General features: G+C 71.2%; 9 protein-coding genes. 6 read left to right on the top strand and 3 right to left on the bottom strand.

The annotated features are described in order from the left end of the window. Positions 1-111: 111 nt before the first annotated feature. The gene (locus tag CCN37_RS32860; protein WP_086828454.1) at positions 112-2,424 is read right to left on the bottom strand and encodes a hypothetical protein; all 2,313 of its coding nucleotides are present in this window, start codon (positions 2,422-2,424) and stop codon (positions 112-114) included. Between the two features lie 184 nt (positions 2,425-2,608). Between CCN37_RS32860 and ahcY the strand changes: the two genes are divergently transcribed. Further along, positions 2,609-4,072 carry an adenosylhomocysteinase gene (gene ahcY / locus CCN37_RS32855; RefSeq protein ID WP_086828452.1) on the top strand — a complete coding sequence of 488 codons (1,464 nt, stop codon included), beginning with the start codon at positions 2,609-2,611 and terminating at the stop codon, positions 4,070-4,072. A gap of 118 nt (positions 4,073-4,190) precedes the next feature. Here ahcY and CCN37_RS32850 read toward each other — a convergent pair whose 3' ends face one another. Together CCN37_RS32850 and CCN37_RS32845 are read right to left on the bottom strand one after the other, a co-directional pair. Continuing rightward, a complete protein-coding gene (locus CCN37_RS32850) occupies positions 4,191-4,865 on the bottom strand; it encodes a DUF3800 domain-containing protein (RefSeq protein ID WP_168200976.1) in 675 nt (224 codons plus the stop codon). Between the two features lie 226 nt (positions 4,866-5,091). After that, positions 5,092-6,108 carry a hypothetical protein gene (locus tag CCN37_RS32845; protein ID WP_143261915.1) on the bottom strand — a complete coding sequence of 339 codons (1,017 nt, stop codon included), beginning with the start codon at positions 6,106-6,108 and terminating at the stop codon, positions 5,092-5,094. Between CCN37_RS32845 and CCN37_RS32840 the strand changes: the two genes are divergently transcribed. The 5 genes from CCN37_RS32840 to CCN37_RS32820 all read left to right on the top strand — a co-directional run bounded on the left by CCN37_RS32840 (position 6,107) and on the right by CCN37_RS32820 (position 12,290). After that, on the top strand, positions 6,107-6,748 hold the full coding sequence (locus tag CCN37_RS32840; protein ID WP_086828446.1) for a dTMP kinase: 642 nt from the start codon (positions 6,107-6,109) through the stop codon (positions 6,746-6,748). The two genes, CCN37_RS32845 and CCN37_RS32840, sit on opposite strands and share 2 nt — an antisense overlap. 476 nt (positions 6,749-7,224) lie before the next feature. Then, a complete protein-coding gene (mtrA, locus tag CCN37_RS32835; RefSeq protein WP_086828462.1) occupies positions 7,225-7,902 on the top strand; it encodes an MtrAB system response regulator MtrA in 678 nt (225 codons plus the stop codon). Positions 7,903-7,939: 37 nt separating this feature from the next. Beyond that, positions 7,940-9,685, top strand: coding sequence for an MtrAB system histidine kinase MtrB (mtrB, locus tag CCN37_RS32830; protein WP_086828444.1), 1,746 nt, complete (start codon positions 7,940-7,942; stop codon positions 9,683-9,685). Beyond that, positions 9,682-11,421, top strand: coding sequence for an LpqB family beta-propeller domain-containing protein (locus tag CCN37_RS32825; protein WP_086828442.1), 1,740 nt, complete (start codon positions 9,682-9,684; stop codon positions 11,419-11,421). Before mtrB ends, CCN37_RS32825 begins: the two co-directional genes overlap by 4 nt. A 176-nt stretch (positions 11,422-11,597) precedes the next feature. Further along, complete coding sequence (locus CCN37_RS32820) at positions 11,598-12,290, top strand: ComF family protein (RefSeq protein ID WP_086828440.1); 693 nt, start codon at positions 11,598-11,600, stop codon at positions 12,288-12,290. Positions 12,291-12,666: the final 376 nt, after the last annotated feature.

Below are 12,666 nucleotides of genomic sequence, written 5' to 3'. Positions count from 1 at the left end.
CGTAAGCCCTGAACGACCCGTTTAGGTACTTGAACGCACTGAACGACCCGTTCAGCTCCTTCAACGCACCAAACGACCCGTTCAGGGCTTTCAGCGCACTGAACGAGTCGTTCAGGGGGTTTCGAGGCCGGCGGCGATGGCGACGGCGCGGTCCCACTCCGGGTCGGGCTGGTACTCGTTGTGGCCCAGCACTCCTGGAGCCCAGCGCAGGTTCGGGAACGGCCCCCGCATCGGGTCGGGCAGCCAGTGGTCGTTGCCGAGCACGAGCGCTCCGGTCGGCCCGGTGACGGCGGGGGAGAGCGGTCCCTCCGAGCCGTCCGGGCGGAAGCCGACGCCGAGCAGCCGCCCGTCGTAGACCTGCCGCGACCACGTGGTGACCGGCCCGCCGAGCGTGTCGGTGCCCCGGCACAGCGACCGCCACCGCGGCCCGAGCATGCCCGCGAGCGTGGCCAGCGACGAGTGCGGCACCACGGCGGGGAACGCCCGGGGGTAGGCCCACTGCAACTGCGAGCCCGCCGTGACGAGGCCGACCCGCTCGCGGTCGTGCTCCGGAAGGGAGTCGACGAGCCAGGCCGCCGCGACGGCCGCCATGAGGCTGCCCTGGCTGTGCCCGACGAGCACGACCCTGGTGTTGGGCTCCTTCAGGTGCTCGGCGGCGCGCGCGACGATCTCGGGGACGACCTTGAGCTTGTAGCAGGGCGGCACCGTGGGGTGCGCCTCGCGCGGCCAGAACGACGCGAGGTCGGCGAGGATGCCGAGCTTGCGCGCCCGGTCGGGGTGCCGCGAAGCCTGGTAGACCACGAAGAGGAAGCCACCGGCGAGCCCGGCCAGCGTCGCAACGCCGAGCCCGGACAGCCCCGACGCCCATCCCGGCACGGGGATGTCGAGCGCGCGGAAGAAGCCGCCGAAAACGGCTCCGGCGGTGAGCAGACCGGCGGCCGCGATGAGCAGCCGGTGGTAGTTGCGCCGCTGCCACGCGGCCTGCCGCCACCTCCGCGCGGCGCGCTTGGCGTCCTCGGGGCGGTCCTTGTGCAGCAACGCGATCTCGGGCGGCGCGTAGTTCCCGCGCTTCTCCGCGATCGAGCGCGACAGCAGCCACAGCGGCACCACGACCGCGAGCACGATCAGGCTGAACGCGGCGAACAGGCCCCACAGCAAGGTGATCCACTGGTAGCCCAGCGGCAGCGCGAGCTTGTCGTAGCCCAGCGAGCTGCGCACGGTGATCGCCATCCCCGCGCCGAAGCCGCCGCCGAGCAGCCCGGCCAGCGCGAGCATCGGCGCGGCCATCCACCCACCGGCCCAGGGACGCAGCTCGCGCGGCTGCTTCGCCCACTCCGACCTGGCCATCAGCGCGGCCGGGGCGAGCACCACGGCGACGAGCACCGCGATCAGCGCCAGCACCGCGCCCAGCAGCTCGGCCGTCGGGTCGGCGCCGACGAGCTTGCCCGCGGGCACCTCGACCAGCACCGCGGTCGCGATCAGCAGCACCGCAGAGGCGATCATCAGCAAGCGCCGCGGCCCCGTGCCGAGCGCTCCGCGCAGCCAGCGGCCCGGTCCTTCCGCTTGTGCGCCGGTCGGGTCGTCGAGGAAGAACACGCTGAGCACCGCGACCGCGATCAGCACCACCGCTGCCGTCCACAGCACACCGACGCCCGCGCTCACCGGGCCCATCGGACCACCGAGGACCAGTAGCGACGCCACAGCCAACGCGGCAGTCACGTGCAGCGCGCGCAGGGCGGGGGTGTCGGGGTCGGCCTCGACGCCGCCGCCGGGCAGCGTCGGCATCCGGCGACCAGGAGCGTCACCGAGCTCGTGCTTGATCGTCACCGTCCAGTCCACAGTGGACAGGCGGTGCATGGCGATCACGACGAGCAGCACCGGGAGCAGGCCGATCAGCCCGCGCGCTCCGGGGAGCTCCCGAACCCACCTGGGCACGGTCGAGGTCAGGCAGGCCGCGTCCGGCGCCAGGCACTGCGCGGCGATCAGATCGGCGGAGACGACTGTGAGTTGCCCCACCAACAGCATGGTCAACAGCAGGGCGGCCAGCCGCAGCAGCGCGCGCAGGAAAGTGCCCAGCGCGTGCGCCAGGCGCTTGCCCTCCGGGATCGGCGGCAGCATCCAGTGCGCCACGTTGGCCAGCGAGAACGGGAACAGCAGCGCCCAGCTGGCCTTGGCGAGCCCGCCCGAGGTCATCGCGGACCAGACGTAGCCCTCGATCACTCTCGGCACCGGCCGCCCGCCCGCGTGCAGCGAGGGCGCCGGGGCCGGTCTGCGCATCCGGTCAGCCGGTCGCACGATCCGCCCGAGCTTGTCGCCGGCCACGGTTGCCGTCGCCACCGCGCCGGTCACCGATTCCGGTGTGGCGCCTGCGATTCCCGGTACCCGCAGCTCGACGACCCGCGTGTCCGGTCCTGGGAGCAGCACGTGTCGTCTCCTTCCCCTCGCCGACCCATGGTGACCGGCAGGCGCTCGCCGTGGTGAGCCCTTGTCGAGGTCGTGTCCCCTTCGTGCATCCTGCGACATCGGGAACGTGAATCCCGTTACGTGGGGTGCTCGGCGTGGCTAACGGTAGGGTCTGGACCGAACATCCCACCTGGACGGAGCGATCATGACCGCCGAAAGGCTGCAGACCCGTAACGGCATCGACTTCGCCGTCGCCGACCTTTCGCTGGCCGAGTTCGGCCGCAAGGAGATCCGCCTCGCCGAGCACGAGATGCCCGGTCTGATGGCGCTCCGCCGGGAGTACGCCGACGTCTTCCCGCTGCGCGGCGCCCTCATCTCCGGCTCGCTGCACATGACGGTGCAGACCGCCGTGCTGATCGAGACGCTGGTCGCGCTCGGCGCCGAGGTCCGCTGGGCCTCCTGCAACATCTTCTCCACCCAGGACCACGCGGCCGCGGCCGTCGCGGTCGGCCCGTACGGCACCGAGGAGGAGCCGAAGGGCGTTCCGGTGTTCGCCTGGAAGGGCGAGACGCTGGAGGAGTACTGGTGGTGCACCGAGCAGATGCTGACCTGGCCGGACGGCAAGCTGCCCAACATGCTGCTGGACGACGGCGGTGACGCGACGCTGCTGGTGCACAAGGGCACCGAGTACGAGAAGGCCGGCGTCGTCCCCTCCGCCGAGGACGGCGACCCCGAGGAGTGGCAGGTCATCCTCGGCGTGCTCAAGGAGTCGCTGAACTCCTCCTCCGACAAGTGGACCAAGATCGGCAAGGAGATCCGCGGCGTCACCGAGGAGACCACCACCGGCGTGCTGCGGCTGTACCAGCTGGCCGCCGCGGGTGAGCTGCTCTTCCCGGCGATCAACGTCAACGACTCGGTCACCAAGTCGAAGTTCGACAACCGCTACGGCTGCCGCCACTCGCTGATCGACGGCATCAACCGCGCCACCGACGTCCTCATCGGCGGCAAGGTCGCGCTCGTCGCCGGTTACGGTGACGTCGGCAAGGGCTGCGCCGAGTCGCTGCGCGGCCAGGGCGCCCGCGTGATCATCGCCGAGATCGACCCGATCTGCGCGCTCCAGGCGCTGATGGACGGCTACCAGGTCGGCACCATCGACGAGCTGGTCGACCAGGCCGACATCATCGTCACCTCCACCGGCAACAAGGACGTGCTCTCCGTCGACCACATGGCGCGGATGAAGCACCAGGCGATCGTCGGCAACATCGGCCACTTCGACAACGAGATCGACATGGCCGGTCTCGCCCGCTACCCGGGCGTGCGCCGCAACAACATCAAGCCCCAGGTCGACGAGTGGGTCTTCCCGTCGGGCCGCACCATCATCGTGCTCTCCGAGGGCCGCCTGCTGAACCTGGGCAACGCCACCGGGCACCCGAGCTTCGTCATGTCCAACTCCTTCTCCAACCAGGTGATCGCGCAGATCGAGCTGTTCACCAAGGCCGAGGAGTACGACAAGGAGGTCTTCCGCCTCCCGAAGAAGCTCGACGAGAAGGTCGCGCGCATCCACGTGGAGGCGCTGGGCGGCGTGCTCACCAAGCTCACCAAGGAGCAGGCCGAGTACATCGACGTCGACGTCGAGGGCCCGTACAAGCCGGACCACTACCGCTACTGATCACCACCAGCGGTCTCGCGGCGGCCCGTCTCCCACGCGGAGGCGGGCCGCCGCCGTTCCGGGCCTGCTACACTTGTCGTGCGGACCTGGCCCACTAACGTGGCAACTGGGTCCGCCTTTATTTTTCCAGCACAATCGGCCCCTTCTGGTCGAGCCGCCACAGGTGATCGCTGTAGAGGGTGTGCCGCTCCGGGTACCGAGGATTGGCGACCAACTGCTGGAATGCCGCGTACGCCACGAGGTCTGCCATCTGGATCATCTGGTGCGCCGCCGATGGCTGGAACATGGGGTCCTCGATCAGCGCGGGCAGGCCGTCGCGACCTTCCTGGATCGACCTGTGCACCCGCCGGTACGTCGGATCGGTGCCGTCACCGTCTACGACGATCACATGAGGCGTGCTGGGGCCCGTCGAGAGCAGTCGATGCCTCAGGCACCGGTCGTACGCCAACTCACGATCCGTGGTCCGCACCGCGAGGCTGGTCAGCTCCAGGCCTGGCAGTGCCGCGATGGTGTCCAGTGCCAGTTTGAACAGCCGTAGCCGCTCGTCACGCGGGATGTCCGGGTTGTTGCGTCCACGTGGTCGGCCGCGCCCGCCCAGGAACTTGACGCCGTGCAGCTCATAACCCGAGGGCAGGCCGATGGTCGCGTCGAGCGTGCGTCGGAACGCCAGCCATGGCCACCTCACGTGGTACCAGGTGGTCGGGCAGATCGCCAGGAACGAGAAGAGCATCAGCCCGCCGGGGGCCAACTGCCGGTCGACGGTTCCTGAGTCGTCGACGTGGACGAGTCGCATGGGGCGAAATGCTAGGGCTGGGCACCGGCGGGCTGACCTGCGGATATCCGCGTTCGCGGAGGCGAGATGATCCAGTTTGCGTTGGTGGCAAAGAAAAGTTGCCATAACGCCATGTCGGACCCGTCATGGCCTTGCGGGGTCCGCAAGGCCATGAGCTGCACAAACGACTAGACAAGGTCCTTGATGGGCGGTGTCGGCCGACCGGTGCAGCGCGCGGCCGGGTGGCTCAGCCCGCGTTGTGCCCGTTGGACGCCGACAGCTCACCCGCCGGGGTGAACTCCTCCTCGAAGGCGGGGCTGAACGCGACGTCCTGGCCGCACAGCCGCGCGAAGACCTCGTCCATCGAGGCGATCTCGTGGATGCGCTCCGGGTGGCGGTAGGCCCACCACACCCGCGCCGTGCGCACGTCGGTGAAGGCGGTGGAGCGCAGGTGCGCCATCTCCTCCTTGTCGATCTTGCGGCGCAGCTCGCCGATCGCCTCGGCCCTGCGCAGGCGCTCGTACTCCTCGGTGGCCTCGATGTGCACCTGGCTCGCGCTGAGGGTGACCTCGCCGACGACGGCGACCAGTTCGTCGAACTCGTGCCGCGCGCCCAACCGCCGGTTGGCCTCGGCCTGCACCGCCTCGACCTGGGTGACCAGCGCGCAGCGGGCCACGACGGCGACCAGTTCGGCGGCACCGGCGCGCACGACCTCCTCCGGGCGGGAGTGTCGTAAGTGCTGGCCGGGCAGGGATTCCCACCTCAGGGTGAAACTGGCGTCGAACCAGGTCCCCGGAACGAAGCTGGGCAGCCTGGTGGCCAGGGTCGTCACGTTCGGCTGAGCGGGCGGGCGCATCGACTGCTGCGGGAACGGGTTCGGCTTGGCAGCGGGGACGGCGGGGGCCGTCGACGCGGACGGGGCGGGCTTGTCGGCGGTCGCGGGCTTCTGGGCGGTCGCGGTCGCGCCGGCCAGCGCGGCGGTCCTGGCCTGGACCAGGAAATCCGAGCCGTACCGGCGGCGGGCGCGGAACAGGGCCCAGCGTTCGGACAGTCGCATCGTCGTCGTGCTCCGTAGGTCGGCGATCGCGGTCGGCGGCACCCACTGTCCTGGAACTCGGCCGTCGGCAGTACCTCCGACCAGGCGTTCGCCCAGTGCGGGCCGAACGGCGATCCTGCCGCACGCCCCCGACAGGACGACAGCCGCTCGGCCGAACGCACCCGTTGTCGCTGGTGGAGCCGGTGGGCCGCTAGCGTGTGCGGTCATGGGGCGGTTGATCGTCATCGAGGGCCTTGACGGCTCCGGCAAGCGCACGCTGACCGACGCGCTGACCAAGGAGCTGGCCGACCGCGGTCTGACCGCGACGCGCTGGGCCTTCCCGCGCTACGGCGAGAGCGTGCACGCCGACCTGATCAGCGACGCCATGCACAAGCGCCTCGGTCCGCTCGTGGACACCGTGTACGGCATGGCGGTGCTCTACGCGCTCGACCGCCAGGGCGCCGCGGCGGGCATCCGCGCGGACCTGGAGCGCTTCGACGTGGTGCTGGTCGACCGCTACCTGGCCTCCAACGCGGCGTACTGCGCGGCGCGGCTGCACGAGGACGCCCACGGCGACATGGTGCGCTGGGTGCGCGAGGTGGAGCTGGGCCGCTTCGAGCTGCCGGTGCCGGACGCGCACCTGCTGCTCCGCGTGCCGGTCGAGGTCGCGGCTGCCCGCACCGCCCACCGCGCGGACACCGAAGCCGGGCGCGAGCGCGACTCCTACGAGACCGACGGCGGACTCCAGGCGCGCTGCGCCAAGGTCTACGAGCAGCTGGCCGAGCAGAACTGGGTCAGCCCGTGGCACGTCGTCGACGGCTCCCACTCGGTCGACGCCGTCGCGCTCGCGGACCGAATCCTCGGCTGAAACCCCGCCTGAGCTGGTGTGGGTCATTCACCCCTCACCCCAGATCACGGATCGGTTCCGGGCGTGAACAAACCCCGATCGTGACCGTTCACCTCCTGAGGGACCTCGCGGAGGGTCTCAAGTCGATCACTGTGCGGTGCCGGATTCGCTGGTGGGCGGCCCTGTGCAGGTCAAGATCGCTAACGTCGGAGCCGTCCCCACCGAGCCGTCTCGAAGGCGGCTGGACCAGGCGTGACCGACCAGCGTCCCGGTCTCGGTTTGACAAAGTTGACTGGAGTTGGTCGCGAATCAGTAACGTCTAGAGGGATCACACCGCTGTACCGGTGAACGGCAGCGGCGCCGTGGGGGCGAGGAGGCTGGCAATGGTCCAGATCGACAGGCAGCACATGGGGCTCGGCGCACCGGTGGCGCCCGCGAACCAGAATGGTCACCGGGCGGTTCGAGGGCGTCCGGCGGGCAGTGCGAACATGTGGCCCATGAAGGCACGCGTACTGGTGGTGGACGACGACCCGGCGCTGGCGGAGATGCTCACGATCGTGCTCCGCGGCGAGGGCTTCGACACCGCGGTGGTGGGCGACGGCACCCGCGCGCTCCCCGCGCTCAGGGAGCTGAAGCCGGACCTCGTCCTGCTCGACCTGATGCTCCCCGGCATGAACGGGATCGACGTCTGCAAGGCGATCCGGTCCGAGTCCGGGGTGCCCATCGTCATGCTCACGGCCAAGAGCGACACCGTCGACGTGGTGCTGGGCCTGGAGTCCGGCGCCGACGACTACGTCGTCAAGCCGTTCAAGCCCAAGGAGCTCATCGCCCGCATCCGCGCCCGGCTGCGCCGCACCGAGTCCGAGCCCGCCGAGATGCTCGGCATCGGCGATCTGACCATCGACGTCCCCGGCCACGAGGTCACCAGGGACGGCGTGGCGATCCAGTTGACCCCGCTGGAGTTCGACCTGCTGGTCGCGCTCGCCCGCAAGCCGCGCCAGGTGTTCACCCGCGAGGTGCTGCTGGAGCAGGTCTGGGGCTACCGCCACGCGGCGGACACGCGGCTGGTCAACGTGCACGTGCAGCGGCTGCGGTCCAAGGTCGAGCGCGACCCGGAGCACCCCGAGGTGGTGCTGACGGTGCGCGGCGTCGGGTACAAGGCCGGTCCTCCGTGATCGCTGTGTCTCGAGCCGTCCCCGGCGGACGGTGGGGATGAGGCCGGGCGCCCAGCAGGCACGCACGCTCGCGCACCGGGGCAGGAGCCTCGGTGCCGATCTGCGGCGCCGCTGGGCGGGCCTCGGCGCCCTGTGGCGCCGCTCGCTCCAGCTCAGGATCGTCGTCAGCACGCTGGCGCTGTCCTCGTCGGTGGTGTTCGTGCTGGGCATGGTGCTCCAGACGCAGATCACCACGAAGCTGATCTCGGAGAAGGACCGCGCGGCCTACGTGCAGACCGAGATCAGCGTCAAGAAGGTCGAGCGCGAACTGCTCGGCGTCGACCCGGTCTCGGAGAACCTGCAGAGCAAGTTCGCCAGCGCACTCGCGACGCTGACCGCCGCGCCCGGGGTGCACGAGGCCGCGACCAACCACACCGAGGCCGGCGCGTTCACCCCCGTGCTGATCGACGGCAGGGCCGCGGACCTGGCCACGACCAACTCCTCCAGCGTCGGACCCTTCCACGAGGTGCCCGCCGAGCTGCGCAAGATGGTCGAGAGCGGTGACTGGGCCAGCCAGAACACCACGGTCGTCCGGGAGTCCGGCCGCACCCCGATCTACGTCATCGGCGCGCCGGTGCGCAGCGCGGGCCGCGCGGTCCAGCTCTACCTGATCTTCCCGCTCACCGCGGAGCAGCGCACCGTCGACGTCGTGCAGAGCACGCTGTTCGTCGGCGGGCTGGTGCTGCTGTTGCTGCTGGCCGGGATCGCCAACCTGGTGACCCGCCAGGTCGTGCACCCGGTGCGCCAGGCCGCCGAGATCGCCGAGCGCTTCGCCGACGGCAACCTGGAAGAACGCATGTCGGCGGTGGGCGAGGACGACGTGGCCCGGCTCGCCGAGTCGTTCAACGAGATGGCGGGCAGCATCCAGAACCAGATCCAGCAGCTGGAGGAGTTCGGCACCCTCCAGCGCCGGTTCACCTCCGACGTCTCGCACGAGCTGCGCACCCCGCTGACCACCGTGCGGATGGCCGCCGACGTGCTGCACGCCTCGCGCGAGCAGTTCCCCGCCGGGCTGGCCCGCTCGACCGAGCTGCTGGTCAACGAGCTCGACCGGTTCGAGGTGCTGCTCGCCGACCTGCTGGAGATCAGCAGGCTGGACGCGGGCGTCGCCGACCTGTCCGTGGAGAGCGTGGACGTGCGCTCGCTCGTGGACCGCTCGATGGCGGCCGTCCGGGTGATCGCGCACAACGCCGGAGCCGAGGTCGACCTGCGCATGCCGGAGACCGAGGTGGTCGCGGACATCGACTTCCGGCGGGTGGAGCGCATCCTGCGCAACCTGCTGGCCAACGCGGTCGACCACAGCGAGGGCCGCCCGGTCGAGGTGCGCGTCGCCGAGGACTCCGAGGCGGTCGCGGTGACCGTGCGGGACCACGGCGTCGGCCTGCGCCCCGGCCAGGAGGAGCTGGTCTTCACCCGCTTCTGGCGCGCCGACCCCTCGCGCAACCGGCAGACCGGCGGCACCGGGCTCGGGCTGGCGATCAGCCTGGAGGACGCGCGCCTGCACGGCGGCTGGCTGGACGCCTGGGGCGAGGTCGGCCTCGGCGCCTGCTTCCGGCTGACGCTGCCGAAGCGGCCCGGTATCGAGCTGACCGGCAGCCCGCTTCCCCTGAACCCCACCGGCACGTCCGCGTCACCGCCGCTGACCCCCGCGCCGTCCGCGCAGGTCGCGCCCGTCGAACAGCAGGACGAGCTGCGGTGGCAGACCGTCGGCGCGGGATCGCAGCGCCAGGAGGATGAGCTGTGAGGCGGTTCCCCCGGCGCGTGCTCGCCCTGTGCCTTGCCCTGGTCACCGCGCTGCTGATGAGCGCATGCGCCTCCATCCCCGAGTCCGGCGCGCCGAAGAAGCTGCGCCCCGGCGGCGGTACCGGCCAGGGCAGCGAGGCCGCCCAGCCCGAGCGCGGGCTCACCCCGCTGGGCCTGGTCCGCAACTTCGTGAAGGCCTCGGCCGACTCCGAGCAGCTGCACGCCGCCGCCCGGCTCTACCTCACCGAGCAGGCCAGCCGGTCCTGGGACGACCGCAGCCTGCACCGGGTGATCGCCGACGACTTCGACACCATTCCGCGCCCGGTCCTCAGCCCGAACGGCGAGCCGAAGCCGAACGAGCAGATCGTCGTGCTGCGCGGCACCCAGTTCGGCCGCGTGGACTTCGACGCCTCGTTCGTTCCGGAGACCAAGAGCATCGAGACCGAGCTGCGCGTGGAGAAGCAGGCGAACGGGGACTGGCGCATCGCCGACCCGCCGCAAGGTGTGGTGGTCACCTTCGCCAACTTCAAGGAGAACTACAAGCAGGTCAGGGTCTACTTCTCCGATCCCAACCACCGCACGGTCGTCCCGGACCTGCGGTACGTGCCGATGCGCCCGGCGCGCGCGGTCCCGGACAAGGTGCTCGACGCATTGCTGCTCGGACCGTCCGCGGCCCTGCGCGGCTCGGTCACCAGCGTGATCCCGCAGAACACCGCCCTCGCCAGCAACGTCAGCGAGAGCGCGGACGGGGCGCTGCAGGTGAACCTGGGCAAGCTCGGGGACAAGACCACGCCGGACCGGCGGGTGATCGCCGCCCAGGTGGTGCTGTCCCTGCGCCAGGTCACCAACAGCCGGATCAAGCTGTTCGCCGACGGCCAACCGCTGGTGCAGGACAAGCTGGAGTGGCGGCCCGCCGACGTCGCGACCTTCGAGGCGCACCTCGGCCCCAGCCCCGAGCTGGCCGGCATGTACGTCGTGGGCGGCAAGCTGCGCTCGCTCAAGGACGAATCCCTCGTCGCCGCCGCCGGTGACCTCGGCGTGGTCTCCGCCGCGCAGTCCAAGCAGGGCGACCTGCTCGCCGTCGTGGCGCGGCAGAGCGGCGGCGTGCAGCTGCGCGTCGGCCCGACCAACGGCCCGTTGCGCGAGGTGTCGCTGCGCCAGTCCGCGACGCTGACCCGGCCGACGTGGATGCCGGACGCGCCGGAGATGTGGACCGTGCTCGACCAGAGCACCGTGGTCCGCGTCGTGGACTCCACCGGCCGGGGCACGTGGAGCTCCGCCAGGGTCAACGCGGACGAGCTGACCCGCTTCGGCGCGATCACCGAGCTGCGGCTGTCCAGGGACGGCCTGCGCGTCGCCGCGATCGCCGGGGGCCGACTGGTCGTCGGCACCGTCGCGGAGCAGGGCGGGGAGCGCAGCGTGCGCGCCGCGCAGGTGCTGGGCTTCAACCGGCTCAGCAACCCGGTCGCGGTGGAGTGGCCGCTGCCGGACGCGCTGATCGTCGCGACCACCAACCCCACCACGCCGGTCGCCAAGATCGGGGTGGACGGGCTGGTCGTCGAGCCCTACCTCAGCTCCAACCTCACGCCACCGGTGCACGCCATCGCCGCCGCGCCGAGCCGCCCGGTGGTGGTCTCCGACAGCGGTGGCCTGTGGAAGGTCACCGAGTCCAGCGAGGTCTGGCAGCCGCTGCCGTTCAACCCCGGCCCCAACGCGGTGCCGTTCTACCCGGGCTGAACACCACCCGGGTGGCCTAGTCAGCTCCGCCCGACCCGCGCCGATAAGGAGGGGGAACCCACCCCCTGCTCGTTTCCCCCGCGCGGGTAGCGCCTCGCACCGGACGCGTGAAACGAACTCCACCCACGGTGTCCGCTCCCCTCGACGCCCCGGCTCGCGCCAGGCACGGTGGGAACGTGGTCCCAGCACTGCTCGACCTGCTCGTCCCCGCCCACTGCGTCTGCGGCGCACCGGGCGGTGACCTGTGCCGCCCGTGCCGCGCCGAGTTGTCCAGGCCGCGCCGGGTGCACCGCCCCGCGCTCATCGCGGGGCCACCGGTCCACGCCCTCGGTGCTCATGCCGGGGTCGCCCGAGAGGCCGTGCTGGCCGCCAAACTGGGCGGCCGGCGCGACCTCGCCCGGCCACTCGGCTCCTGCCTCGCCGTCGCGCTGCCCCAGCTGCTCGCCCCGGTGCTCCCGCCCCGGCAAGGCCCAGCCGCCCACCCAGCCCTCTGGTTGGTGCCCGTGCCCTCGCTCGCCGCCACCGCCCGCCGCCGAGGCGGGCAGCACATGCGCCACATCGCCCGGCACTGCGCCCACGCGCTGCGCGCGGGCGGCCGTGCCGCCGTGCTCGCGCCCGCCCTCCGGCTCGCCAGGGGAGCGGGGGACGCGGTCGGGCTGAGCGCCGCCGCGCGCGCCGCGAACCTCGCGGGCCGCGTGCTGACCCGGCGCGACGCCCTGCCACCGCGCGCTGCTCCGGTCGTGTTGCTCGACGACGTCGTCACCACAGGGGCGACGCTGTCCGCGTGCTCCGCCGCGCTCGCCGGGGCCGGTTCACCGGCCTCGCTGGCGCTCGTGCTGACCGAGGCGGGACGCCATGGCGGAACCTGAGATTTCCCTGGGATTTCGCGCCGATCGGAACCCTGCGAGGTTGACCGCGCGTTGGCCGGGTATGAGGCATCGGGTGATCCCGAACGAGCTACCGACCGCGCTGACCACAGCGTGTGTTCGGCTGCTGCGAAAGGGTGAAGACGCTGCCCGATGGCCCGAGCTACCTGCGATCTTGTGCGCGGGGGTCGTCAGGGGCTCGACCTCTGATTGGTTGCGGAAAGTAACTGCAGTCGGCGCATTGACATCCCCCGTCCTGGGGGGTGTTGTGTCCGAACAAGCCGGGATAGCGTGCTCGGCTATCAGCAACTCCGGGCGTTGTTTGGAGGCGAATTCCCACGACTGAAGGCGCCGCCGGAGGCAGGCTGAGACCCCCTCC

The sequence above is a fragment of the Allokutzneria sp. NRRL B-24872 genome (genome assembly GCF_002155965.1).
Lineage (GTDB): Bacteria > Actinomycetota > Actinomycetes > Mycobacteriales > Pseudonocardiaceae > Allokutzneria.
Note: the sequence above shows the minus strand (reverse complement) of the source record. Positions and strands in the feature narration are given on the sequence as shown.

Excerpts from the sequence above, each read along its gene's own strand:
- ahcY (WP_086828452.1), top strand. The coding sequence starts at position 2,609 with ATGACCGCCGAAAGGCTGCAGACCCGTAACGGCATCGACTTCGCCGTC.
- CCN37_RS32850 (WP_168200976.1), bottom strand. The coding sequence starts at position 4,865 with ATGCGACTCGTCCACGTCGACGACTCAGGAACCGTCGACCGGCAGTTG.
- CCN37_RS32840 (WP_086828446.1), top strand. The coding sequence starts at position 6,107 with ATGGGGCGGTTGATCGTCATCGAGGGCCTTGACGGCTCCGGCAAGCGC.
- CCN37_RS32845 (WP_143261915.1), bottom strand. The coding sequence starts at position 6,108 with ATGACCGCACACGCTAGCGGCCCACCGGCTCCACCAGCGACAACGGGT.
- mtrA (WP_086828462.1), top strand. The coding sequence starts at position 7,225 with ATGAAGGCACGCGTACTGGTGGTGGACGACGACCCGGCGCTGGCGGAG.
- mtrB (WP_086828444.1), top strand. The coding sequence starts at position 7,940 with ATGAGGCCGGGCGCCCAGCAGGCACGCACGCTCGCGCACCGGGGCAGG.